Annotated in this window: 18 protein-coding genes; 7 read left to right on the forward strand and 11 right to left on the reverse strand. The window is 68.3% G+C overall.

Going from position 1 to position 24,200, the window contains the following annotated elements:
* The first annotated feature begins 47 nt into the window (after positions 1-47).
* Positions 48-2,939: a DEAD/DEAH box helicase gene (locus tag DIZ26_RS09360; protein ID WP_112239417.1), complete on the forward strand. Its 2,892-nt coding sequence runs from the start codon at positions 48-50 to the stop codon at positions 2,937-2,939.
* Between the two features lie 487 nt (positions 2,940-3,426).
* Positions 3,427-5,322, forward strand: coding sequence for a DUF222 domain-containing protein (locus tag DIZ26_RS09365; RefSeq protein ID WP_232828219.1), 1,896 nt, complete (start codon positions 3,427-3,429; stop codon positions 5,320-5,322).
* Positions 5,323-6,557: 1,235 nt separating this feature from the next.
* On the opposite strand, the gene DIZ26_RS09370 is transcribed toward DIZ26_RS09365, so the two are convergent.
* Positions 6,558-7,022, reverse strand: a complete 465-nt coding sequence (locus DIZ26_RS09370; RefSeq protein ID WP_198676012.1) for a MarR family winged helix-turn-helix transcriptional regulator — start codon at positions 7,020-7,022, stop codon at positions 6,558-6,560.
* Between the two features lie 62 nt (positions 7,023-7,084).
* On the opposite strand from DIZ26_RS09370, the gene DIZ26_RS09375 reads away from it, so the two are divergent.
* The gene (locus DIZ26_RS09375; RefSeq protein WP_112239421.1) at positions 7,085-7,456 is read left to right on the forward strand and encodes a cupin domain-containing protein; all 372 of its coding nucleotides are present in this window, start codon (positions 7,085-7,087) and stop codon (positions 7,454-7,456) included.
* A 176-nt stretch (positions 7,457-7,632) separates the two neighbouring features.
* Here the strand turns inward: DIZ26_RS09375 and DIZ26_RS09380 are convergent, their stop codons facing one another.
* Entirely contained in the window at positions 7,633-8,925 is a 1,293-nt protein-coding gene (locus tag DIZ26_RS09380) for a glycoside hydrolase domain-containing protein (protein ID WP_232828220.1), read from the reverse strand.
* 123 nt (positions 8,926-9,048) lie between these two features.
* Here DIZ26_RS09380 and DIZ26_RS09385 point away from each other — a divergent pair, with 123 nt between their 5' ends.
* Positions 9,049-9,531 carry a GyrI-like domain-containing protein gene (locus tag DIZ26_RS09385; RefSeq protein ID WP_112239425.1) on the forward strand — a complete coding sequence of 161 codons (483 nt, stop codon included), beginning with the start codon at positions 9,049-9,051 and terminating at the stop codon, positions 9,529-9,531.
* Positions 9,532-9,563: 32 nt separating this feature from the next.
* Here DIZ26_RS09385 and DIZ26_RS09390 read toward each other — a convergent pair whose 3' ends face one another.
* On the reverse strand, positions 9,564-10,622 hold the full coding sequence (locus DIZ26_RS09390; RefSeq protein ID WP_112239427.1) for an FAD-dependent oxidoreductase: 1,059 nt from the start codon (positions 10,620-10,622) through the stop codon (positions 9,564-9,566).
* Positions 10,623-10,733: 111 nt separating this feature from the next.
* Between DIZ26_RS09390 and DIZ26_RS09395 the strand changes: the two genes are divergently transcribed.
* A complete protein-coding gene (locus DIZ26_RS09395) occupies positions 10,734-11,285 on the forward strand; it encodes a GNAT family N-acetyltransferase (protein ID WP_112239429.1) in 552 nt (183 codons plus the stop codon).
* Between the two features lie 5 nt (positions 11,286-11,290).
* Here the strand turns inward: DIZ26_RS09395 and DIZ26_RS09400 are convergent, their stop codons facing one another.
* The 6 genes from DIZ26_RS09400 to DIZ26_RS09425 form a co-directional block, all read right to left on the reverse strand.
* On the reverse strand, positions 11,291-12,058 hold the full coding sequence (locus DIZ26_RS09400; RefSeq protein WP_198676013.1) for a YrzE family protein: 768 nt from the start codon (positions 12,056-12,058) through the stop codon (positions 11,291-11,293).
* 81 nt (positions 12,059-12,139) lie between these two features.
* The gene (locus tag DIZ26_RS09405; protein WP_112239431.1) at positions 12,140-12,808 is read right to left on the reverse strand and encodes a hypothetical protein; all 669 of its coding nucleotides are present in this window, start codon (positions 12,806-12,808) and stop codon (positions 12,140-12,142) included.
* A gap of 73 nt (positions 12,809-12,881) precedes the next feature.
* Positions 12,882-14,396, reverse strand: coding sequence for a precorrin-2 C(20)-methyltransferase (locus tag DIZ26_RS09410; RefSeq protein WP_112239433.1), 1,515 nt, complete (start codon positions 14,394-14,396; stop codon positions 12,882-12,884).
* Positions 14,393-15,025, reverse strand: a complete 633-nt coding sequence (locus DIZ26_RS09415; protein ID WP_112239435.1) for a precorrin-8X methylmutase — start codon at positions 15,023-15,025, stop codon at positions 14,393-14,395. Before DIZ26_RS09415 ends, DIZ26_RS09410 begins: the two co-directional genes overlap by 4 nt.
* Positions 15,022-16,215, reverse strand: coding sequence for a precorrin-3B synthase (gene cobG / locus DIZ26_RS09420; RefSeq protein WP_112239437.1), 1,194 nt, complete (start codon positions 16,213-16,215; stop codon positions 15,022-15,024). The genes DIZ26_RS09415 and cobG overlap by 4 nt, the downstream gene beginning before the upstream one ends.
* A 67-nt stretch (positions 16,216-16,282) precedes the next feature.
* Positions 16,283-17,443 carry a N(5)-(carboxyethyl)ornithine synthase gene (locus DIZ26_RS09425; protein ID WP_112239439.1) on the reverse strand — a complete coding sequence of 387 codons (1,161 nt, stop codon included), beginning with the start codon at positions 17,441-17,443 and terminating at the stop codon, positions 16,283-16,285.
* Positions 17,444-17,539: 96 nt separating this feature from the next.
* Between DIZ26_RS09425 and DIZ26_RS37415 the strand changes: the two genes are divergently transcribed.
* On the forward strand, positions 17,540-18,157 hold the full coding sequence (locus DIZ26_RS37415; protein ID WP_232828239.1) for a TMEM175 family protein: 618 nt from the start codon (positions 17,540-17,542) through the stop codon (positions 18,155-18,157).
* Here DIZ26_RS37415 and DIZ26_RS09435 read toward each other — a convergent pair.
* Both DIZ26_RS09435 and cobF read right to left on the reverse strand, forming a co-directional pair.
* On the reverse strand, positions 18,146-19,774 hold the full coding sequence (locus tag DIZ26_RS09435) for a carboxylesterase/lipase family protein (RefSeq protein ID WP_198676014.1): 1,629 nt from the start codon (positions 19,772-19,774) through the stop codon (positions 18,146-18,148). The two genes, DIZ26_RS37415 and DIZ26_RS09435, sit on opposite strands and share 12 nt — an antisense overlap.
* Positions 19,775-19,848: 74 nt before the next feature.
* A complete protein-coding gene (gene cobF / locus DIZ26_RS09440) occupies positions 19,849-20,601 on the reverse strand; it encodes a precorrin-6A synthase (deacetylating) (RefSeq protein WP_112239443.1) in 753 nt (250 codons plus the stop codon).
* 229 nt (positions 20,602-20,830) lie between these two features.
* Here cobF and DIZ26_RS09445 point away from each other — a divergent pair, with 229 nt between their 5' ends.
* Positions 20,831-24,148: a trypsin-like serine protease gene (locus tag DIZ26_RS09445; protein WP_112239445.1), complete on the forward strand. Its 3,318-nt coding sequence runs from the start codon at positions 20,831-20,833 to the stop codon at positions 24,146-24,148.
* Positions 24,149-24,200 lie beyond the last annotated feature (52 nt).

The following is a 24,200-nucleotide window of genomic DNA, read 5'->3' on the forward strand; positions in this document are numbered from 1 at the left end:
GACGGGGGCGCGGGGTTCTGGGGGTGGGGGCAGATAGATTGGGGGATATGAGCACCCCGTCCGAGAAGTACGCCGTTTTCCGCTCGGACCAGGAGCATCCTGCGGTCAAGGAGTTCCGGGAGCTGTACGACTTCCAGCTGGACGAGTTCCAGTTGCGGGCGTGTGCCGCGCTCGAGGACGGTCACCAGGTGCTGGTTGCGGCCCCGACCGGGTCGGGCAAGACGCTGGTCGGGGAGTTCGCGGTTCACCTCGCGCTCCAGCGGGGGCAGAAGTGCTTCTACACGACTCCGATCAAGGCGCTGAGCAACCAGAAGTACAGCGACCTCGTCCGCCGGTACGGCAGCGACAAGGTCGGCCTGCTGACCGGGGACAACTCGATCAACTCCGAGGCGCCGATCGTCGTCATGACGACCGAGGTGCTGCGGAACATGCTGTACGCCGGTTCGCACACCCTGCTCGGCCTGTCCTACGTGGTGATGGACGAGGTCCACTACCTCGCCGACCGGGCCCGTGGTGCGGTCTGGGAAGAGGTGATCATCCACCTGCCGGACTCGGTGGCGGTGGTGTCACTGTCCGCGACGGTGAGTAACGCCGAGGAGTTCGGCGACTGGCTGGAGACCGTGCGCGGGAACACGGTGGTCGTGCTGGAGGAGAAGCGGCCGGTGCCGCTGTTCCAGCATGTGATGGTGGGCAAGCGGCTGCACGACCTGTTCGCCGGCGAGGCGCCGACCGCGCGAGCCGGCCAGGCGCAGTACGGACCGCAGAGCCGCTCCGGCAATCCCGCCAAGGCGAACCAGGCGAAGGCCAACCAGGCGAAGGCCAACCAGGCGAAGGACGGCCAGAAGAGCACGGCCGATCTCAGGGATCTGGTCAACCCGCAGCTGGTCCGGATCGCCCGGGACGACAGCCGGATCTTCCGCGACGACTCGCGCAAGCCGCGTCGCCGCCGGGATCTGCCGAAGCAGCGGCCGGCCCGGTCGCACTTCACGCCGTACCGGTCGGATGTGGTGGAGGAGCTCGACGCGGGCGCGCTGCTGCCGGCGATCTACTTCATTTTCTCGCGCAAGGGCTGCGAGGACGCGATGCTGCAGTGCCTGCGGTCCGGCCTGCGGCTGACGAAGCCGAGCGAGCGGGACGAGATCAAGCGGGTGCTGGCCGAGCGTACGGCGGACCTGCCGGACGAGGACCTCGGCGTACTGGGGTACCACGACTTCTCCGAGGCGCTCAGCCGCGGGATCGCCGCGCACCACGCGGGAATGCTGGCTGCCTTCAAGGAGGTCGTCGAGGAACTGTTCGCGCGCGGCCTGATCAAGGTCGTCTTCGCCACCGAGACCCTTGCCTTGGGCATCAACATGCCCGCGCGCACCGTGGTACTGGAGAAGCTGAGCAAGTGGAACGGCGAGGCCCACGTCGACATCACGCCGGGGGAGTACACCCAGCTGACCGGCCGGGCGGGTCGCCGCGGTATCGACGTCGAGGGTCACGCGGTCGTGCTGTGGCAACCGGGGTTCGACCCGCGCGCCGTGGCCGGCCTGGCGAGCACCCGGACGTATCCGCTCCGCTCGTCGTTCTCCCCGTCGTACAACATGGCCGTCAACCTGGTCCGTCAGGTCGGGCGGTCGAGGGCGCGCGACATGCTGGAGCTGTCGTTCGCACAGTTCCAGTCCGACCAGGCCGTCGTCGGTCTGGCACGCCAGGTGCAACGCAACAACGAGGCTCTCGAGGGATACAAGGAGTCCATCAACTGCCACCTCGGTGACTTCCTCGAGTACGCCGCCCTGCGCCGCCGCATCGGTGAGCGCGAGTCGTCCGGCTCCAAGCGGCGCAAGCTGGATCGCCGGGTGGAGGCACAGGAGTCGCTGGAGAAGCTGCGGATCGGCGACATCATCCGCATCCCGGCCGGCCGGAGTGCGGGCTGGGCGCTGGTCCTCGATCCTGGTGTCCGGTCCGAGCGCGAGGGGCCGCGGCCGACCGTGCTGACGCTCGATCGGCAGGTGCGGAAGCTGTCGATGATCGACTTCCCGACTCCGGTCGAGTCGATCAGCTCGCTGCGGGTGCCGAAGAAGTTCAACGCGCGCAACCCACAGCAGCGGCGCGAGCTTGCCCATGTACTACGAGGTCGCACCGACATGATCGGCGAGGAGGGCCCGCCGTCGTCGCGCAGCCGCAACGGCGACGTCGTCACGCACGCCGACGATCCGGAGTTGCAGCAGATGCGGGCGGAACTGCGCGCCCACCCGTGCCACGGCTGCTCGGATCGTGAGGATCACGCCCGCTGGGCCGAGCGGTACTTCCGGCTGGACCGCGAGAACCGCGAGGTACAGCGCAAGATCGAGCAGCGGACGAACACGATCGCCCGTCAGTTCGACCGGGTCTGCCAGGTGCTGGACGCGCTGCACTACCTGGAGGGCGACAAGACCACCGAAGCCGGTGACCGGCTGTCGCGGATCTACACCGAGCTCGACCTGGTCGCCGCCGAGTGCTTGCGCGTCGGGGTGTTCGACGACCTCGACGTACCGGACTTGGCTGCCTGCCTGGCCGCGCTCGTCTATGAGTCGCGCTCCAAGGACGAGCCGACGTCGCCACGGTTGCCGCGGGGCGACGTGCGGCCGGCGCTGGAGCAGATGGGAGTCATCTGGCGCGAGCTGTCGGCGCTGGAGCGGGACATGCGCGTCGACTTCCTGCGCTCGATGGACCTCGGCTTCTGCTGGGCAGCCTTCCGCTGGGCCTCGGGTGCGTCCCTGGCCGAAGTCCTGTACGAGTCGGACCTGGCCGCCGGCGACTTCGTCCGCTGGGTGAAGCAGTTGATCGACCTGACCGAACAGGTCGCCGACGCAGCCGGCCCGACCCCACTCCGCAAAACAGCTCGCGCCCTCACCGACGAACTCCGCCGTGGCGTCATCGCCTACGCCTCCGTCGTCGACGAACCCGACAACTAACCCGTACCGCGAACTGCACCCGCTTCGCCCCTCCTACGTCGACCCACCCACCCGGAGACGCCGCTCGTCCGTCGCGGCTGAAACGCGTGTGGTGGTGGCCGTGGTCGATCGCGCGGGCGCTGGCTGGCCGACAACTGCCAAGCCCCGCCGCACGATCGAGCAGATCTTCACGGTGTGCGGAGTGAACCGGCTGATGACCCGAGCGCTCGACGGGCTAGCAACCGACTGCCTCGCGGAGCGGCCCACATCTGCTCGCAGCGGCAGGACGGCCACCACCGCACGCCTTTCAGCTGCGACGAACGACGGCGTCCTTGGGGTAGGCGGGGTCAGCGCCCGGTCGTCGTTGGTGCCCTTCAGTGTCTCCTTTGTTCCACAGCGTGGTAGTTGCTGTGGACAACTTGGCTGGATGTTGTTCAACGTCAATCTTCTTGCTGGTAAGGGATTGCGGCGTTCAAAGACTGTCGGTGGGGGTGTCTAGGGTTGCGGTATGGAGTCGGTGGAGGCGCGGCCTGCGTATCTGTTGAGTGGCGAGGAAATTCTCGTCGCTCTGGATGCGGTGCATGCTGAGGTCGCACGTCTGCAGACCTACGAGTTGCAGCTCACCGCCCGCCTCGCTGAGACCGGCTACACCGCTGAGTCCACCGGGCAAGACACCGTCGCGTTCCTGGCTGACCGCTACCGCCGCGACCGGTACGTAGTACGCCGCGACCTCGCGCTGGCCAAGGCACTCCCGAAGTACTGCGTTGTCACCGCAGCCCAGCCCGACCCCTTCGCCCCGTCCGGCCCAGACCCGACCATCCAATACGCCGCCACCCCCACCGACACCAACACAGACACGGGCAACGGCCCCGATGTAGGCGATCACACCGATCCCAGCACCGGCGCTGATCCCAGCACCGGCATCGATCCCGACACCGGCATCGATCCCGGCGTCGGCACTGATCCCAGTGTCGGCATCGATCCCCGTGTCGGAGCTGATTCCAGCGTCGGCATCGGTCCCGGCGTCGGCGCTGATCCCGGCGTCCGCATCGGTCCCGGCGTCGGCACTGATCCCGGCGTCCGCATCGGTCCAGACGTCGGCACTGGTCCAGGCGTCGGCACTGATCCCGGCGTCCGCATCGGTCCAGGCGTCGGCACTGGTCCAGGCGTCGGCACTGATCCCGGCGTCGGCATCGGTCCAAGCGTCGGCATCGGCAACGGATGTTGCGGCGTCGTCGGCACCCACCTGGCAGGGTGCGCCGACAGCGGTCGTCGCGACGAGCGGGTAGCTGCGGATGACGAGGTGGCTTTGCCGGTGTTGTTGCATCGGGGGCAGACCGAGGTGATCGTGGCGGCCTTGGAGGCGGTTTCATCGGTGGCGACGGTGCCGGTGGAGGAGTTGCAGGCCGCGGAAGAGCAGTTGGTCGAGGCTGCTCGGCATCTGGGGCCGGCGGATTTGAAGCGCCTGGGTCGGCAGATGCGTGAGGTGCTGGACACCGACGGGCCGGAGCCGGCCGAGGAGTCCGCGGCGCGACGCGAGTCGCTGCGCCTCGCGAACGCCGACCAGGGGGTGAAGTTCTCCGGGTTCTTGGCCAACGACAACGCCGAGTTGTTCCGGACCCTGATCGGGGCCGCGGCCAAACCCCACAAGACCTCCGATGGAAAGCCGGATCCGCGGTCGCGGGACAAGCGCCAAGCTGACGCTCTCACCCAGGTCCTCACCGCCGCGGCAGCAGCTGGTGACCTGCCGGCGCAGGGTGGGGTGAAGCCGCACGTGACGGTCACCATCGACTTCACCGACCTGAAAGCCGCTGGGCGCGATGCGACGGGCGATCTGCAGTTCGGTGACGGCCTGTCGGCGGCGGCCGTGCGCCGGTTGGCGTGTGATGCCGGGATCATCCCGATCGTTCTCGGGTCGAAGTCGCAGCCGCTCGATGTCGGGCGTGAGGAACGCTATGTGACCAAGGCGATCCGTCGCGCCTTGAATCGACGTGACAAGGGCTGTGTCGTGTGCGGCGCTCCGCCCAGGTACTGCCACGCCCACCACATCGTGCACTGGGCCGACGGCGGACCCACCTCGCTGGAGAACCTGGCACTGTTCTGCGGCACCGACCACATCGCCGTACACGCCGGCGTCTACACCGTCGCGATCATCGACGGCATCCCCCACGTCACCCGCCCCACCTGGGCAACCCCCAACCCCAACCTCCGCCTCACCAGACCAGTCGCCACCAGCACCGAGCAGCACCAACTCCTCGGCACCGACGGTGCCCCCTGGCCCGCCACTCCCAGCCGCGATCTCCGCCCCGCTCGCGCCTTCCCGCTGTACGGCGACCCCCCACCACTCACCAGCCACCCACCCAACTTCGACCCATGGGCACCACAAACCCTCGACACCGGATAACCACATCCGCCATCCCCGGCCGCCCCGCCGCCGACACCACTGACCAGGCCCGGGCCGCCGCACACCCCGGCACGTCCACCCGCTGGCCCCAGGCGCCGCTGGCCCACCGGGCGTTCAGGCGGAGGGCGCCCCCGGGACACTGGACGCCGACTGGACGTGTAGGCGGAGGGCGCCCCCGGGGCGCTGTCCGCCCACCGGGCGTCTAGCCGAAAGGCACCCACGCACTGCCCTCTGCGCGTTTAGGCGGAGGGCGCCCCCGGGGCGCTGTACGCCGACTGGGCGTCTGGGCGGAGGGCAGCGAGGTACTGCACGCCACTGCGCGTCTAGCCCGGGGACACCCGGGTGCCGCGTGTCACGCGGTGCGCTAGTGCCACGCGATTGGCGGAGGGCACCCAGGCACTGCACGCCAACTGGGCGCCTAGCTGAAGAGCATCCCAGGCGCCGCAGTTCCGCCGGGGTGCTGTAGGCCCACCGGGCGTCTAGCCGAAAGGCACCCACGCACTGCACGGCCCCCTGCGCGTCCAGGCCGAGGGCACGCAGGCGCTGTACGCCCACTGGGCGTCTAGGCGGAGGGCACCGAGGTACTGCACGCCACTGCGCGTCTAGCCGGGGGACACCCGGGTGCCGCGTGTCACGCGGTGCGCTAGTACCACGCGATTGGCGGAGGGCATCCAGGTACTGCACGTCAACTGAGCGCGCCTCCCTGAAGGACGTCGCAGGCGCCGCAGGCCCGCCGGGTGTCTAGGTGGAGGGCGCGCCGGGGTGCTGTACGCCGACTGGGTGTCTAGGCGGAGGGCACCGAGGTACTGCACGCCACTGCGCGTCTAGGCGGGGGACACCCGGGTGCCGCGTGTCACGCGGTGCGCTAGTACCACGTGATTGGTGGAGGGCATCCAGGTACTGCACGCCAACTGGGCGCCTAGCTGAAGGACGTCCCAGGCGTCGCAGACCCGCCGGGTGTCTAGGCGGAGGGCGCGCCGGGGTGCTGTGCGCCGCCTGGGCGTGTAGGCGGAGCGGAGCCCCGAGGCGCTGTACGCCTACCGGGCGCCTAGCCGAACGGGAAGCCAGGCGCTGCCGCCCGTTGCGTGTCTGGCCGGAGGACCACCCGGCGCCGGGCGTCACGCCGCGTGCTAGTACCGCGCGGTTGGTGGAGGATGACGGTATGCCGGTGCGCGGGTGGGTGTGCGCAGGGTTGCTGGGGCTACATCGCCTGCGGTCAAGCGATTGCGTGCGGCCTAGAACATCAGGGGGCGGAAGCGGGGGTCGGCGGTTCGGTCCTCGCCGGCTATTGCGGTGAAGACGGTTCGTACTGCGTCGATCGCCGCATCGCCGTGTGTTTTGCGGAGGCGGCGTTCGTAGGTTTGGTGGAACTTCCGGGCGGCGGCTAAGGCTGCCTCGCCGCGTGCTGAGAGGTGGAGCAGGCGGGCGCGGCCGTCGGTCGGGTCTGGTTTGCGTACGACGAATCCGCGGCGCTCCATGTCGTCGACGATCTGGCCGGCGCCCTGCTTGCTGATCTCCAGCCGCTCGGCCAGCGCGCTGATCGTCATCGGCGTCGCGCCGAGCGTGCGCAGGACGAAGCCGTCGGACCGGCCTTGTTCGTCGAAGCCCTGCGCGGCCATCGAGGCCCGGAGTTCGCGGACGAACTCCTGCTCGGCCAGCACGAGCAGGATGCCGAAATCGGGCTTGCGTGAAGTGCTCATGTCCCCCATGATAGACAAGTCAAGTTGAACAAGTCAGCTTGTCTAATTCTAGAGGGGGAAATATGCAGATCACCCGTGCGACCGAGGCCCCGCGGTTCCAGCTCCCCGGCGTCGAGTTCACCGTGCTGGCCGCGCCGAGCCGTGGTTCGAAGGACCTGTGCACGTGGCGACTCACCGTCGAGGGCGGGTTCCGAAACGACGAGCCGCACACGATCGACCGCGACGAGGTGTTCATGGTGCTGTCCGGCACCGTCCAGGTGACGCCGGACGGCGAGAAGCTCGGCCCCGGCGACGCAGCCGTCGTACCGGCCGGCGAGCCGATCCAGCTCGCCAACCTCGGCGAGACCGAGGCCGAGGTGTACGTCGCGATTACGGCAGGCTTCACCGGCACGATGGCCGACGGATCAACCGTCCAGCCACCCTGGGCGCAGTAAGCGGCCCAGCAAGGCAACCCAGCAACGCACCCCGGCAGCGCAACCCAACAAAGCAACCCGTCAGCACCGACGCAGGCAAGTCAGCACCGACGCAGACAACTTGGCTGGCGCCGACGCAGACAACCCGGCTGGCGCCGACGCAGACAACCCGGCTGGCGCCGGCGCAGGCAAGTCGGTCAGCACCGGCGTAGGGGAGCGGTGTAGGTGCTGTTGCTGGCGGTGGCTACGTAGTAGTCGGTGACGTAGCTGCCGTCGGTCAGTCGGTCCCACACCGACGTGGTGCCGACCTTGCTACCCGGTGCCTGACAGGTGACCCACGCCAGCGCACCGGCATTGAGCGAACCGAGCACGGCGTACGACGTACTCGGGCCGCTCCGCCTGCTCAAGCCTGCCGTGGTGGTCTGGAACGGCAGGCTGCAGCCGGGGACCGGCGCGCTGTACGTCGTGTTGGACGGTGTGTTGACGTAGTAGTCGGTGACGTAGCTGCCGTTGGTCAGCTTGTTCCAGACCGTCGTGGTCCCCACCTTGGTCCCGTACGTCTGGCAGGACACCTGCACGGTCGAACCACTCGGGTAGGTGGCCACGACCGGGTACGCCGTGGTCGGTCCGCTCCGGGCGCTCACGGTGGTCGTGGTCTTGTAAGCGAACCCGACGGAGCCGACCGGTGCGTCGAACCGGTCGTTGTCGATGTTCAAGGTGACGCCGCCGTACGTCTCGTTGTGATCGCCGTTGTACTGCTTGGCTCGCTGGCCCACTGTCCAATACGTGTTGGGGACCGTCGGCCAGTTGATCAGGGACGAGCTCTTGTCCCAGCGCGCGATCCACAACGCGTCCGGACGGGCGAATGTCGTCGAGTTGTAGTACTGCGCGAGGTGCAGCGCACCTGAGTCCTGGTGGGCGTACACGCCCGCTACGAAGCCGCGGCGGTGCAGCTCCTTCGTCCAGGCTGACAGGAAGTAGAGCACGGTCAGCTTGCAGCTGGAGTTGTTCGGGTCGTAGTGCTCCATGTCCCCGTAGATCGCACTGCCGGCCAGTAGCCCGAGCGCCCTCGCCTTGTTGAAGGCGTCAGTCGCGGCGGCCGTCCCCTGCGTCCCTGGAGCAGTGGGCGAGATCTTCTGCGCGGTCGTCCTGTTGGTGCAAGGGGCCTGCAGGCCCAGGTAGATCGGGATCAGTCGCCAGCCCATCCTGGTCACCGCGCTGACCCAGCTCGCCGTCAGCTGCGGTTGTGCACAGCTGCGGTTTACTCCGCCGATGTAGATCCCGAGCGCCTTGTACGGCGAAGATTTCCAAGCGGTCAGCTGCGCCACGGTCGGCGCAGTACAGGTGTCGAACGCCAGCCCGACCTGCCGCGTCGCCACCGAACCCCCGGGATAAACGATGGTGGTCGCGGGCGCGGCAACCGCCGGCACCGCACCGCTGAGTCCCAACGCCCCGACCACCAGTCCCACGACAAGCTTGACCCGGAACACGACCCCACCCCCTGGACCCGACGGGCAATCCGCCCTCTTGCAGTACACGCCCGTTCGGACTGGTTGCATAGAGGGCACTTTGCGGCAGGATGACAAGCACCGAACCGTGGAGGTGGGAGCACGATGACGCAGGAGCCGACGATCGTCGAGCGGGACGAGCAGCCGTACGTCGCGTTGCGGGGGAAGGTGGCGATGGACGGGATCGCTCAGTTCGCCGACCGGTTGCACGAGGTGATCGGCTGGATCGCCGCGCGCAACATCGAGCCGGTGGGCGCTCCATTCTTCAAGTACGACCTGGTCGACATGGACGAGGGTCTCGTGATGGAGATCGGCTTCCCCGTCGAGGAGCGGCACACCGGCGAGGAGCAGATCGTCGGCGGCGTCCTGCCGGCCGGGCGGTACGCCAGTGTCACCCACTTCGGGCACCCGGACGGCCTCCGCGAGGCGACCGGACAACTGCTGGCCTGGGCCGAGAAGGAAGGCCTCGAGTGGGATGCCGACGGCAACAAGTGGGGCTGCCGGCTCGAGGTCTACAAGTCGGATCCCCGCGAGGTCCCGGACATGAACGACTGGGAGACCGAACTCCTCTTCCGCCTCCGCAGCTGACAAACCGCGGACAGATCTGCGGCTGACGAAGGTCAGGCGGCGACCGGGAGCAGGAGATCGCGGAGTTGGCGGGCTGCGGCGAAGCCGGCGCGGTTGCCGCCGATGGTGCTTGCCGACGGGCCGTACCCGATCAGGTGCACCCGCGGATCCAGTACCGTCCGCGTGCCGTCCATCCGGATCCCGCCGGACGGCTCACGCAGGTGCAGCGGCGCCAGATGGCCCAGATCGGCCCGGAACCCGGTGGCCCACAGAATCGCGTCCACCTGCTCGGTCCGCCCGTCGGCCCACTTCACCCCGTCCGGCGTGATTCGCTCGAACATCGGCAGCCGTGTGTACACACCCCGCCGGTACGCCGCCTGCTCCTGCTCGCGCAGCTGCAGCCCGGTGACGCTGACCACGCTCTTCGGCGGCAAGCCCGCGCGCACCCGCTCCTCGACCTTGGCGATGATCTTCCGCCCGAGTTCCGGCCCGAACTCACCGTCCGTACGCCACTCGGGCACCCGCCGCGTGACCCACGTAGTACGGGCGACCTCGGAGATCTCGGCAAGCAACTGCACCGCGGATGCGCCGCCGCCGACCACGAGCACGTGCTGAGCCGCAAACTCGGAGGCACCGTTGTAGTCGGCCGTATGCAGTTGCCGGCCACGGAAGGTCTCGATCCCCGGATACCAGGGAATGAACGGCCGGTCCCAGGTGCCGGTCGCGTTGACGATCGCCTCGGCCCGATAAGTGTCGCGGTCGGTGCTCACCAGGTAGTGCTCGCCGTCACGCCGTACGCTCTCGACGGCGACCGGGCGAATCACCGGCAGGTCGAAACGAGCCTCGTAGTCGGCGAAGTAGCGAGGGACGAACTCGTTGGCCCGCTCGCCGCCCGCGCTTTCCGGTACGGCGACTCCGGGCAGGTTCGCGATTCCGTGTACGTCGTGCATGGTGAGTGAGTCCCAGCGATGTTGCCACGCTCCACCAGGTGCCGGATTGCGATCCAGGACGAGCACACCGTCGTACCGGCTGAATCCCATCCTGACCAGGTGATACGCGGCCGAGAGGCCCGCTTGGCCCGCTCCGATCACCAGCACCTGGGTCGTCTTCACACCGGGTTCAACACCGTCCGCGGCTCAAGATCTTCCCGACCCGTCCGAGCACCGCGGATAGCCTGAGACGGCCGTGGATCTCGCCTCGGCGGCCGGTGGACGGAGGATTGCATGCTGCGGTTTCGATCTGCCGGACCTGACGACGCTGACCGAGTCGCGATGCTGCATGCCGACAGCTGGCGGCGGCACTATCGCGGTGCGTACGCCGACTCGTTCCTCGACGGAGACATCGAGACCGAGCGGCGAGCGGTCTGGTCGACGAGGCTCGCGGCACCGGCCGGTACTGCGACCATCCTTGCCGAAACCGAGGACGGTCAGCTGGCCGGCTTCGTACACGTCGCGTTCGACCACGACCCCAAATGGGGCAGTCTCGTCGACAACTTGCACGTGCAGAACGCCCAACGCCGTACCGGCATCGGCACCCAGCTGCTGGCGCGCGCTGGCCAAGCGGTCCTCACGTCAGCAAACAGCAACGCGATCTACCTCTGGGTCCTCCAACAGAACACAGCCGCGCAACAGTTCTACCTGGCCACCGGAGCCGCCAACGTGGAGACCGCGCCGGTTCCGCCACCCGGTGGAGATCCGGCCCGACTCAACGGCGCACCAGACTGCTTCCGTATGGCCTGGCCGGATGCCACCCAGTTGGCTTCTCTAGGTAAATGAGGAGTTCAGTCCCAGCTGTTGTCGATGCGGTGGTGGTACCGCTGCCCTGCCTTACCGCCGATGACAGCCGCGAGCAGCGTCACGACCAGCAGCGCCCCAGCCGCGATCACTCCGCCGGACACGAGCAGGTCGTGCGCGATCGGCACGGACGGCAGGTCCAGCCGGTTCACGAGGTCGTACTGCGAGTCCGCGAGCGCGCCGAGGCCGATCACGATCAGTACGATCACCAGCCCGATCGCCCAGACGCCGAAGCCCTGACGCGCACCGTCGAAGCGCGCGAGGCGACCCGCGACGTACCCGCCGTTGTAGCAGGCGATCGCCAGCATCACGATGACCACCGCGGCGGTCGCGATCGCGATGGTTCCGGCGTGGTCGTCGAAGGTGCTGCGATCGAAGGTGACCGCGTAGTCGACCGCTGCCGCGATCGCGACGAGGATCCCGGTGATCAGTACGGTCAGCCCGACTGCGATCAGCCAGCCGAAGAACGCTGAGCCGGACTTGAACCCGCGGTACGCCGGGTCGACCTCGGCCGCCGTGGACGTCTTGACGTTCGCCCGATGCGCAGCTCGACGCTCCTCCTCGGGAGCGCTCACGCCGGGTTCTGCGACACCAGGAGCAGCCGCCACCGGCACCTGGGTCGAGGTGCGCTCCACGGGGCGCTCCTCGACGGAACGGTCCGCTGCCTCACGCTGCGCGATGATGCGGTCGTCCGAGAACTGCCTGGGCGGGCTGAGCTGCTGCGTGTTCGTGCCGTCGCCGTAGTGCTGAACCATGTCACCTTCTCCTCACAAGACGGCCCCGTCTGGTAACTCTTTCGGTACCCCCGGTAGGTGCCGCGCATGCGCTGACGCAGTTCAGTCGAGCAGAGCGTCGATCTTGTCGTGGTAGCGCTGGCCGTTCTTGCCGCCGAGAAGCGCTGCAAGCAGGGGCAACATCAGTACCGCGGCCGCGGTGATCAGTCCGCCGGTGAGGAGGCTGTCGTTGGTGAGCGGCACGTCGGGCCGATGCACGCGGCCGAGCAGGTCGTACTGGCTGTTCAGGAACGCGCCGGCGCCAGCGGCGGCCACTACGAGCAGCAGCGAGATCATCCACACGCCGAAGCCCTGGCGTGCGCCATCGAACCGCGCGAGTCGGCCGGCGACGTACCCGCCGATGTAGAAGGCGAGGCTGAGCACCAGGACGACGACGGCTGCGGAGGTGATGGCCGCTGCGCCGGCCTGCTGCCTGGCGTCCGACTTGGTGTAGTCCAGCACATAGCTCGCACCGGCTCCGGCGCCGGTGACTACAGCGGTGAGCAGCACGATCATCGACAGCATGATGAGCCAGCCGAAGAATGCCGCACCGAACTTGAAGCCCCGGTAGGCAAGGCGCTCCGGGTCAGTGACAGGCAGCGAGTCCGGCACCAGCGTGACGCTGGTCATCGCACGGTGGGCGGCCGCGCGGGCCTCCTCGTAGCGCTGGGTGGTCGGACTGGGCACAGGCTGAGTCAAGGTGTCGCTCTCGCCGTACTGTTCCACTGTCATGGTCTCCTCATAGGTCCGCCCCGCGGAGGTGCCTACCCCGCCGGGCGTCGTCCTATGCGGCACCGCTCGAGAATTAACCGGCGCCTTGCCCGTCCGGGTAGCGGCGAGGAGTGAAGACCAGCGGACCGGACGGACGCTGCACGGTCTGGGTCTGCGAGGAGCCGATCAGCAGCAGGCAGCGCATGTCGACCTGATCGGGATCCAGCTCACCGAGTGTGGTCACCGTGACCGCTTCGGCGGCGCCGCCGACGTTGCGGCCGATCACCACGGGTGTGGTGGGGTCGCGGTGTTGCAACAGGAGGTCCTTGGTCGCGCCGACCTGCCAGGTTCGTGACTTCGAGGCCGGGTTGTAGATGGCGATCGCCAGGTCGGCTGTGGCTGCCGCCGTCAGTCGGGCAGCGATCACTTCCCACGGCTTGAGGCGGTCCGACAGTGACAACACGCAGTAGTCGTGGCCGAGGGGAGCACCCACCCGGCTGGCGACGGCCTGCGCCGCGGTCATCCCAGGCAGGACGTTCAGGACGACATCGGCGTACTCCGGCTCGGCGGCGACCTCGGCGACAGCGCTCGCCATCGCGAACACCCCCGGGTCGCCGGATGACACCACGACGACCCGAGAGCCCTTGCGAGCGAGGTCGAGTGCGAACGCGGCCCGCTCCGACTCGACCTGGTTGTCCGAGCCGTGCTTGCGTTGCCGGGCGCGATCCGGCAGCCGGTCGACGTACGGGCTGTAGCCGATGAGGTCGTCCGCGGCGGCGATCGCCGACCGGACCTCGGGTGTCATCCACTGCGGACCGGCCGGGCCGAGACCGACCACGGTCACCGAACCCTCGCCGTCGATCCGGGGAGCGTCAGACGCCGCCACGAAGTTGTTGATCGGGCTGGGCAGCAGTGCGAGCGAGAAGTAGGGCACCGAGTCGGGATCGACATCGGCCAGCGGAGCGGTTCGCTGCTCCGCGGTCGTCGCGCGTTCGACGTACCAGGCCTCGTCCAGTCGGCCGGCGAGCTCGAAGGCCTCCCGGACGCCCGCGAAGGTGCGCCCGAGTTTCATCACGGCGGCGGCGTCCGTAGTACGTAGCCGCTCAGCCAGTACGTCGGGAGGCAGCGTCCCCGGCAGCACAGTCAGGACCTCGTCACGCTCGCACAGCGGACGACCCAGCACTGCGGCGGCCGCGCTGACCGACGTCACGCCGGGCACGACCTCGCACTCGTACCGGTCGGCCAGTCGCTTGTGCATGTGCATGTACGACCCGTAGAACAGCGGATCGCCTTCGGCCAGGACGACGACGTCCCGCTCGGCGTCGAGGTGAGCCGCGAGCCTTACCGCGCACTCGGCGTAGAAGTCGTCCATCGCGCCCTGATAGCCGCCGGGGTGATCAGTGGTCTCGGTGGTCAGCGGATAGACGAGGTGCTCCTCGACCTGGCCGTCCCGCAGGTACGGCGCGGCGACCGAGCGCGCGATGCTGCGGCCGTGGCGGGCGCTGTGGAACGCGATCACGTCCGCCTCGCCGATCAGCCGGGCGGCCTTCACCGTCATCAGTTCGGGGTCGCCCGGGCCGAGCCCGACGCCCCACAGCCGTCCGGTCATTCTTCCTCGCTCGCGATCGCGTTGACGGCGGCCGCGGTGATCGCGCTGCCGCCCCGTCGGCCCCGGACCACCAGGTAGTCCAGTCCGAGGTCGTTGTCTGCCAATGCCTGCTTCGACTCGGCCGCGCCGATGAAACCGACCGGGATGCCGAGGACGGCGGCCGGCCGCGGCGCGCCGTCACGGATCAGCTCCAGCAGGCGGAACAGCGCGGTCGGAGCGTTGCCGATAGCAACGACCGAGCCGTCGAGCCGGTCCAGCCAGAGATCGAGGGCGGCCGCGCTCCTCGTGGTTCGCAACGCCGCGGCCAACTCCGGCACGGAGGGATCGCTCAGTGTGCAGATCACCTCGTTACCGGCCGGCAACCGCCGCCGCGTGATGCCTGCGGCAACCATCGCCGCATCGCACAGGATCGGCGCCCCGGCCTGCAGTGCGGACCGAGCAGCCTTCACCACACCGGCCGAGTACGCCAGATCCGCCACCAGATCGGTCATGCCGCACGCGTGGATCATCCGTACGGCGACCTGCGCCACGTCGGCGGGCAGATCGCCGAGCGCCGCCTCCGCCCGGATCGTCGCGAATGACTGCCGGTAGATCTCGGCTCCGTCGGTCACGTACTCGTACCTGCTCACTGCACTCCTCTCGCGGCCGCAACGGCCTGCGCCAACCCTGCCGTCACCGGTACGCCGTCCAGCACATACCCATTGCCAACAGCAACCAAATCGACAAATCCACCGGCCGGACGCCCGCAGCGTCGTTCACACCCGGACCAGTGCACCGGCTTCCGCCCGGCCGGTATCCGCGGCGTCACCTCTCGCGCATCCGCCCGCACGTCCGCCAGCGCCTTCGCGCAGCCCGGCTTCCCGGCACACGCGGTCACGCCGTTCCAGGACGACTCAGGCTCGACCACCAGCCCAGCCAGCTCCAAGTCCTGAGCCGAAGCCAAACCACCCAGTACTACGGAACGCCAACGCGTCACCCTGAGCTGACCGTCCCCCCGGTCAGCCACGTCCGCCAAGGCAGCAGCTTGCGCAGGCGCCAGACTCCCCAGCGGCACAGTAACCACGAGCGCGGTCCGTCCATCTGTCTGCGCGTACGACCCAGCCAGCAACTCTCCCGAGGCCTGCTCGACCGCTGTCACCTGCGAGAGCCCTAGCCGCTTATAGATCTGTACTGCGCCGTCGGGCAGCTCAGCAATCCGCCAAGCCTCCGATCCTTGCGCGGCACGCTCAGCCAAGAACGCCTCCGCAGCGGCCACCATGAGCGTGGGGGCCTCGTCCAGAGCGATCTCTGCGCCGCGCGACTCCCCGCCGAGCATCAGCACGGCCGTCTGCGTGGACAACACCCGCACAGCGACATCAGCTCCGGCTGCGCTCAGGTCGCCTCGACCGTCGTCCAGGGCGAACAGGAACCGGCCAGGTAGCTCGGCGAGCTCCGGATGCGCGCGCAGGAGACGGTCGAGCTCGGCGGCGAGCGGGAGTACGTCGTACTGGCTGTGGTGGTCGAGGCCGGAGAGCGGGGAGGCGAGGATGTTGCGCACTCGCTCGTGGGAGATCGACGGGAGCAAGCCGGCCGCGTAGAGGCGGTCTGACAGCTCCTGCGGCGCTCCGGGGCGTAGTGCGCGGATCTGGATGTTCGCGCGCGACGTCAGCTCCAGGTTGCCGTCACCGAGCTCAATGGAGGCGGCGGTGAGCAGCCTGAGCTGCTCAGCGCTCAGCAAGCCGCCGGGCAGGCGTACGCGGGCCAGTCCGCCGTCGGCCGCCTGGTGCACGGCAAGGACTCCAGGACAACGGTCCGGTTGAGTCCTTGCCGAGCTGGTCACAGCCGAGATGCTACGTGCCGCCCACCCGCGCTCTGCGCCCCGCGGGACGCGGTGTGGTGGCTGTCACTCACAGGTGGGGGTGCGGGTGCTCGGGCGAACGGTTCTGGAAGGACAGGATCCCGGGGTTCTTGATATGGCCGCGCTCGATCTCGATGGCCCGGCGGATCGTCTCATCGGCGGACCACGCCTGTGGGCCACCGAGCACCGTGTCGAGGTAGGGCAGCAGGGCCTCGCTGATCTCCCAGCTGGCGGAGTTCCACAGGTAGGAGGGGGTGTGGTCGACCGCGTAGTACGTGATGTTGTCGCCGACGACGAACGTGGGTTCGCTGAAGCTGGTCGGGCGGGCCCAGCTGAAGCCCATCCCCAGGTCGCAGGAGACGTCGACGATCAGGCTGCCCGGCTGCAGCAGTGCCAGGTCCTCGTCGATCAGGAAGGTCAGTGGCGCATCCGGATTCTGCAGTACGCAGTTGACGATGATGTCGTGCTCGGCGAGGAACCCGGCCAGCGGCACCCGGCCGTCCTCCAGCAGCGCGTGGCTGCGGCGCGGATCGACCGCCGCGCCGGGCTCGACCTCGTCCTGGTCGTAGCGGACCATCCGGGCGGAATGGATCGGCGACGCCACGGCGGTGACGTCGCGGCCGGTCAGTACGTCGACGTCGTGGATGCCGTGCGCGCTCAGCGCGGTGACAGCGCCTCGCGCCGTCGCGCCGAACCCGATCACGACGGCGCGCAGCCTGCGGCCGTAGTCGCCGGTCGAACCGATCAGGCCCAGGGAATGCAGCACCGAGCAGTAGCCGGCCAACTCGTTGTTCTTGTGGAACACGTGCAGGTCGAACGCGCCTTCGCTGCTCCAGTGGTTCATCGCCTCGAACGCGATCAGGGTCAGCTCGCGATCGATCGCCAGCTGGGTGAGCTTCTCGTCCTGGACGCAGTGCGGCCAGCCCCAGAGCACCTGACCCGGGCGCAGCTCGGCGACGTCCTCAATCTGCGGCTTCGGCAGCAGGACGACGTCGGTGGTCGCGATGAGCTCGTCGCGGTCGAGGATGCCGGTGACCGACCGGGCCAGCTGCGCGTCGGAGACGCCGAAACGTTCGCCGTACCCGGTCTCGACGTAGATGCGTTGCCGCAGCTCCTCGTCGATCCGGTCGAAATGACTGGGATGGATCGGCAGTCGATGTTCGTTCTCCTTGCGAGAACGCCCGACGACGCCAAGGCTGAGCTGGTCCACGGGAGCCCCTTTGGTTACTCCTTGTCTAGCACAACCGCGGCGTCAGCTCGCGACCCTGCTGGAGCCCGGTGGTCCGCTACGGTGTCGGCCGTGAGTATGACTAGGGATCCCGACCGGCTCGTCCTGTTCACCGACGCTGTCGTCGCGATCGCCGTGACACTGCTGATCCTGCCGCTGGTGGAAGCGGTGACGGAGGCGGCCCAGGCCGACGAGACCGCCTGGGCGATGGTCCATGACCAGAAGGACGCGATCTACTCGTTCCTGCTGAGTTTCGTGGTGATCGCAAGGTTCTGGCTGACCCATCATCGCGTCTTCGAACACGTCAAGGCCTACAACCGGCTGCTGGTGCAGCTGAATCTGCTCTGGCTGCTCTGCATCGTGATCCTGCCGTTCCCGACCGAGATCATGGGGCACTTCCAGAGCAGCCGGTTCACGGCCGGTTTCTATGTCGGCACGCTGGCCGTCCTCAGCCTCTGCCAGACGGGACTCACGCTGCTGATCCACGGCCACCGGGAACTCGAGGTCGACGAGAACCCGGTCACCGGCCGCGAGGTGGTCGGCTCCATCACCTTCAGCGTCTTCTCGCTGATCGCGTTCCTCCTCGCGGCCCTGGTGCCCGGCGTCAACTTCTACTCGCTGTTCGCTCTCTTCGTGGCCGCCCCTGCCGCCAGACTCGCGTACCGGCTGCGCGAGCGTCGCGTATCAGCTGCCTAGTGCGGCCCAGAAGGCGCAGTGGTGCTCGGTCGACAGGTCGACCTTCTTGATGCCGCCCTGCTCGGTCGGGGCCAGTGAGAGCCCGGTGACGGTGTGCCTGCCGGTAGGAGCCCAATGTGGACGATCCGGCCCATTCGGATTGCCGGTGCGTGCGAACGCCGTCCAGTAGTCCATCATCTGCTCCGACAACCGTTGCTGGCCGTCCGTCATCGGGAAGTCGTATCCACCGAGGCTGAACAGGTACGGCAGCTCCGTCGCATGCGAGGCGCCTAACCCAGGCTGGGAGATCGGCGAGTGCTTGTCGGCGAACTCGTACGCGTACACCGGAACCTTGCGGGCCGCCTGCTGGTCGTTGGCCACCTGCGTGCACGACCAGATCCGGTCCGTCGTGACGACACCCCACGCAGCAGCCGTCGACCCGTACTGCGCCAGTGGGTACTCGCGTTGCACCTTGGCGGCGTCCTTCGCGCCCACCATGGCGGTCAACAGCTTCGGGTAGTCCGCGTCGGTCAGCACGCCTCCGTTGAACGCGGTGACCCACGGTGTGGCCTCGTCATGGTTGTTGCCCGACAACACCGGCACCCGGTGGAACAGGCCGGCCTTCATCGCCTTCGCCGGACTCAGCGGCAGCACCGCAGTACCGCCGTACGCCACCTGGGTGAAGTTCAGCGTGCTGTCCACCAGTACTGCGGGGTCTGCGGCGCGCAGGCAGGCAAGCATCGGCTGACCCGGCTTGCAGCCGAGCTCCTTGGTGCTGGACGCGGCCCACTCCTTGCCATTGGCCTGCACTCGGCTCTGTTTCACCCATGGCGAGTCGGCGGCCTGTGTCGGGTACTGGCTGTTGTCGGCCCAGTTGAAGGCGCAGGAGCCGCTCTGCATGACTGCCTTCGCGAACAGCCCGGCCGCGGTCGGGGAGGTCAGCTGTGCGCAGACACTCATGCCACCGGCCGATTCGCCGGCCACAGTCACGTTCCGCGGGTCGCCACCGAAGGCCCGGGCGTTCCGCTGAACCCAGCGCAGTGCCGCCTGCTGGTCCTGGATGCCGTACGTGCCGGAGCCGGCCAGCCCCGGGTAGCCGAAGAACCCGAAGATCCCCAGCCGGTAGTTGACTGTGACCACCACGACGTCGCCGCGAGTCGCCAGCTTCGCTGCGCGGTAGCTGTTGCCCGCGCCCTGGAAGAACCCGCCACCGGGGATCCACACCACCACGGCCCGCGGATGCGCCGACTTTGTCGCCGGGGTGGTCACGTTGAGGTAGAGGCAGTCTTCCTCGGTCGAGCCCTTGGGGACCTCGCTGTTGTTCTCACTGGACTGAGCACACGGCGTTGAGAGCGACAGTGCACCGCGTACGCCGGTCCATGGCTTCACCGGTTGCGGAGCCTTCCACCGCAGCGGGCCGACCGGCGGAGCGGCGTACGGGATGCCGTTGAAGAGCCGCGCGCTGCCCGACGTGGCGCCACGCAGTACGCCGGCATCTGTCCGTACTACGGCCGGCTCTGCGCCAGGAGCGCTCTCGGGTTGAGCTGCCGTCGCACTGTTGACCAGCACTGCGGCAGGGACCAGCGCGAGCGCCATGGCCAGCCGCAGCTTGCTACGAGTGATTCGGAGTCTTGTCATGTCCTGCAGCCTCGGCCAGGACAGAGCTGTGCCGCTTCGGCCGGACGGCCAGTCCACCTACACCTTTGGTCGAACTACCGCTGGTTCCGGCGGAGCAGGTAGGTGTCCATGATCCAGCCCTTGCGTTCGCGCGCCGCGGCCCTGATCTCGGTGATCTCCTCGGCCACCTCGGACAGCTTCCCGGCGACCAGGAGTTCGTCCGGCGTGCCGAGATAGGCACCCCAGTAGATCTCCGCGTCCTGGTCGGTATGAGCGGTGAAGGCCGTCTGCGCGTCGAGCATCACGACCACGTCATCGACCTCGTCGGGCCAGCTCTTCGCGAGCCGCCGACCGGTGGTGATCTGGATCGGCCGCCCGACCTGGTTCAGCCCGACCCGATGCCGTGCGGCCAACGCGGAGACACTGCTGATGCCGGGGATCACCTCCACGTCGAACGTCAGCTCGCCGCGGTCCTGGATGTCGTCGAGGATCGCCAGCGTGCTGTCGTACAGGGACGGATCGCCCCAGACCAAGAACGCCCCGACCTGATCGGCGCCGAGTTCACCGGCGATGAGGTCCGCGCAGACATCGGCCCGGCGCCGCCGCCAGTCGTCCACCGACTCGACGTACGCCGCGCTGCTGCGGTCCCGCTCCGGATCCCGCCCGACGACCAGCCGGTACTGCGAACCGTGCCGGCGCAGGATCTCCTCGCGCAGGTCGACCAGTTCCTGCTTGACCTCGCCCTTGTCGAGCACGAAGAACACATCGACCCGCTCGATCGCCTTCGCCGCCTGCAGGGTCAGGTGGTCCGGATCCCCGGCCCCGATCCCGATCACCAAGATCTCCATGACCGGCGAGCCTAGACGACCCGGTCACCGCGGCCGGCCGCCGGGAACCGTGACAGCGCCCGTCGCCCTGTTGACGTCTGTGCCGGAAAAGCGGCGCTGACCTGCCCGGATGCCGAGCCGTCCTGGCTCGTTCGTGAACGTCTCTGAACATTCACTTGGCGCACCCGATCGGCTACCGGCGGCCCTACGTTGACCGTCGAATCAAGCACCTTCGGCACTGGAGGATTGCATGCCCAGATCCCGCCAAGTCGCGAGCACCCTCGCGGCGACAACCCTGCTCGGCCTCACCGCCGCGCTGGCGACCGGTCCCGCGGCCGCCGTCATGAATCGCCCACCACAGCCGGACCACCCCTCGGCCGGCCGCATGCAGCGGGACGTCCGCGTTCCGCTCGGCGCGCACGGCGAGCCGACACCGCCCGGTGCGCACCGTGTCGGCGCCCTCGCGCCGGATCGCGCCGTCGACGTGGCCATCGCGCTCCGGCCTCACGACGAGGCCGCTCTCAACGGCTTCGTCAAGGCGGTCAGCGACCCCGCCTCACCGCAGTACAGGCATTACCTCAGCAGTCAGGAGTACGCCGAGCGCTTCGCGCCCAGGCCGGCCGACCTCGACGCCGTCACGACATTCCTGCGGACGAACGGACTGCGCGTCACCTCCGTCTCCGGCAACCACCAGGTCGTCGATGCGGTCGGAACGCCGGAGCAGCTCAAGGGCGCGTTCGGGTCCGTGATCAGCGAGTACGTCGCCGCGGACGGCCACCGGTTCTACACCAACGACTCGCGCCCGTCCGTCCCGGCCGCGCTGGCCGGCGTCGTACGGGATGTCGCCGGTCTCGACAGTCGTCCGGCGGCTCATCGGGCGAGTGCCCCGGCGGGTCCTGCCGGACCTGGGGGCGGCTACACGCCCGCGCAGTTCCGGACGGCGTACAGCATGAAGAACCTGTCCGGTTCGTACGACGGCAGCGGGCAGACGGTCGGGCTGATCGAGTTCGACGCCTTCAAGCAGTCCGACATCGACGCCTGGACCAAGTACTTCGGCCAGCCGGCGGTGACACCTAAGGTGGTGCCGGTGGACGGCGGTACGACGACCGGCTCCGGCCAGTTGGAGGTGACGCTCGACATCCAGGCAGTGGCGGCGACCGCGCCGAAGGCGGCCCAGATCGTCTACGAGGCGCCGAACAGCGACAAGGCGTGGGTGGACGAGATGGCCAAGATCGCCTCCGACAACGCGATCACCGTCCTGTCCGGTTCCTGGTTGCTCGGCGAGAAGTGTGAGTCCGACCCGATCCAGGCATCGCACGACTCCTACACCCAGCTCGCTGCCCAGGGCGTCACGATGCTGTCCGCCTCCGGCGACTGGGGAGCAACCGGCTGTGGCTACAACGGTGACAACTCGACGATCCAGGCGGACTACCCGCCCAGTGATCCGCTGTTCACCGGTGTCGGCGGCACTCAGCTGAAGACCAGCGACAGCGCAGGCACCTGGCAGTCGGAGTCGTGCTGGAACCAGGGCGGCTCGGGCAACACCCGCTCGGGCGGCGCGTACTCGGCCGTCTTCCCCAAGCCCGACTGGCAGGTCGGCAGCAACCAGTACCGGTCGGTGCCCGACGTCGCGCTCGACGCGGACTACGGAGCCGGCGCGCTGTCGGTGTACAACAACGGCGGCTGGCAGGACGTCGGCGGCACCAGCCTGTCCTCGCCGCTGTGGGCCGGCTACATCGCGATGGTCAACCAGAAGGCCAAGGCGAACGGCAAACCGAACGTCGGCGGCATCAACCCGACCGTGTACGCCGTGGCGAAGTCGTCGCAGTACTCGTCGACGTTCCACGACGTCACAACCGGCAGCAACGGCACGTACAGCGCGGGCACCGGATACGACCTGTGTACCGGCTGGGGTTCACCGCAGGGCGACAACCTGGTCGACCCCTTGATCAACGGCGCCGCACCGCCGGTCGCGAACGACTTCTCGATCGGCGCCGCCCCGTCATCGGTCAGCGTCGATCCCGGCAAGTCGGTGACCTCGACGATCAGCACCAAGGTGACGAAAGGCTCCGCGCAGACGGTGGCGCTGAGCGCGGCCGGGCTGCCGGCTGGGGTCATGGCAACGTTCGAGCCGAGTTCGGTGACCGCCGGCGCCTCGGCCACGTTGACGCTGTCCGCAGCTGCTTCGGCGTCGCCTGGCTCCAGCACTGTCACGGTCACCGGCAAGACCAGCGACGCCAGCCATGATACGGCCATTTCCCTTACAGTGAACGGTTCTGGGCCTGGTGACTTCGCGCTCAGCGTCGATCCGAGCTCGGCGACAGTCACCGCCGGACAGTCGACGACCGCTACGGTGAAGACCGCAGCGGCCCTTGTGAACAAGGTGGCACCGGCCGTCGTCGGTGGTGATCCGACGACCGTCGACAAGTACCCGTTCATCATCTCGATGCGGCGTCAGGGCAGTGCCTTCCCCGGTCAGCAGTCCTGCACCATGGCGCTCGTCGGACCGCATACGGCAGTCGGTGCGGCGCATTGCCTGCTGGAGAAGGACGGCGAGAAGTGGTTCGTCTATGGCGCGACCAACCTGAACGACTCGGGGTTCCGCGCCAACATCGCGTCGTACTGGACCCATCCCGGCTACAACGGCTGGCAGACCGGTCATGACGTCGCCGTGGTCACTCTCGACCGCGACGTCCCCGTACCGGCCGGCATCGTCTACCCGACGATCGCGACCGACACGGCCCTCAACAAGCCCGGCACCGTGGGCACCGGCATCGGCTGGGGAAAGACCGGAGCGAACACGTACTCCGACGTACTCCGCGTCGCGGCCTTCCCGATCGCTGCCGACTCCGACTGCGCCCAGCAGCCGGTCCTGGGCAGCAACTGGAAGTCCGACGGTTCCATGCTCTGCACCGGGTACGCCGACGGCCACAAGGGCGTCTGCGTCGGCGACAGCGGCAGCCCGTACCTCGTGGGTAACCAGATCGTCGGCATCTTCAGCTGGATGTCCAACAACTGCGACACGTACGGCGTGTACGCGCGGGTGACCACCTATGCCGCCGACATCAAGGCGCAGCTGCCCGGTAGCCCCTCGACCGGCGACATCGCCCTGACGGCAAGCGGTCTGCCGAGCGGTGCAAGCGCAAGCTTCGATCCGTCCTCGGTGACGACGGGCGGATCCGCCAAGCTGACCATCAGCACGTCGTCCTCCACACCGGCGGGCACCTATCCGGTGACGATCACCGGTAAGAACGCGGCCACCAGCCGTACCGCCACCTTCACCCTGACCGTGCAGGCCGCGCCCAGCGGCCCAGTCACGATCAAGGATCCCGGCTGGCAGTTCGTCCAGCACGGCAAGCCGGTGAACCTGCAACTCCAGGCGACCGGCGGAACTGGCAGCTACAAGTGGACCGCCACTGCTCTGCCGACCGGCTTGTCGATCAACAGCGCTACCGGGTTGATCAGTGGAACCCCGTCCGCGGCGAACGTGATCTACCAGTCGACGGTGACAGCCACCGACTCGGCTGGGGGAGTGGGCAAGGTCCAGATCGGGTGGTACGTGACCTGACGGCGTACTGACTGACTGCCGACCTCCTGATCGGCTGACCGGCGGTGCGGCG

Source organism: Kribbella monticola (assembly GCF_003261635.1).
GTDB lineage: Bacteria > Actinomycetota > Actinomycetes > Propionibacteriales > Kribbellaceae > Kribbella > Kribbella monticola.

What these genes read in the sequence shown, in the direction of transcription:
- DIZ26_RS09385 (WP_112239425.1), top strand. Translation starts at nt 9,049, where the DNA reads ATGACGCAGGAGCCGACGATCGTCGAGCGGGACGAGCAGCCGTACGTC.
- DIZ26_RS09400 (WP_198676013.1), bottom strand. Translation starts at nt 12,058, where the DNA reads ATGGTTCAGCACTACGGCGACGGCACGAACACGCAGCAGCTCAGCCCG.
- DIZ26_RS37415 (WP_232828239.1), top strand. Translation starts at nt 17,540, where the DNA reads ATGACTAGGGATCCCGACCGGCTCGTCCTGTTCACCGACGCTGTCGTC.
- DIZ26_RS09375 (WP_112239421.1), top strand. Translation starts at nt 7,085, where the DNA reads ATGCAGATCACCCGTGCGACCGAGGCCCCGCGGTTCCAGCTCCCCGGC.
- cobF (WP_112239443.1), bottom strand. Translation starts at nt 20,601, where the DNA reads ATGGAGATCTTGGTGATCGGGATCGGGGCCGGGGATCCGGACCACCTG.
- DIZ26_RS09370 (WP_198676012.1), bottom strand. Translation starts at nt 7,022, where the DNA reads ATGAGCACTTCACGCAAGCCCGATTTCGGCATCCTGCTCGTGCTGGCC.
- DIZ26_RS09365 (WP_232828219.1), top strand. Translation starts at nt 3,427, where the DNA reads ATGGAGTCGGTGGAGGCGCGGCCTGCGTATCTGTTGAGTGGCGAGGAA.
- DIZ26_RS09395 (WP_112239429.1), top strand. Translation starts at nt 10,734, where the DNA reads ATGCTGCGGTTTCGATCTGCCGGACCTGACGACGCTGACCGAGTCGCG.
- DIZ26_RS09445 (WP_112239445.1), top strand. Translation starts at nt 20,831, where the DNA reads ATGCCCAGATCCCGCCAAGTCGCGAGCACCCTCGCGGCGACAACCCTG.
- DIZ26_RS09405 (WP_112239431.1), bottom strand. Translation starts at nt 12,808, where the DNA reads ATGACAGTGGAACAGTACGGCGAGAGCGACACCTTGACTCAGCCTGTG.
- DIZ26_RS09410 (WP_112239433.1), bottom strand. Translation starts at nt 14,396, where the DNA reads ATGACCGGACGGCTGTGGGGCGTCGGGCTCGGCCCGGGCGACCCCGAA.
- DIZ26_RS09435 (WP_198676014.1), bottom strand. Translation starts at nt 19,774, where the DNA reads ATGACAAGACTCCGAATCACTCGTAGCAAGCTGCGGCTGGCCATGGCG.
- DIZ26_RS09360 (WP_112239417.1), top strand. Translation starts at nt 48, where the DNA reads ATGAGCACCCCGTCCGAGAAGTACGCCGTTTTCCGCTCGGACCAGGAG.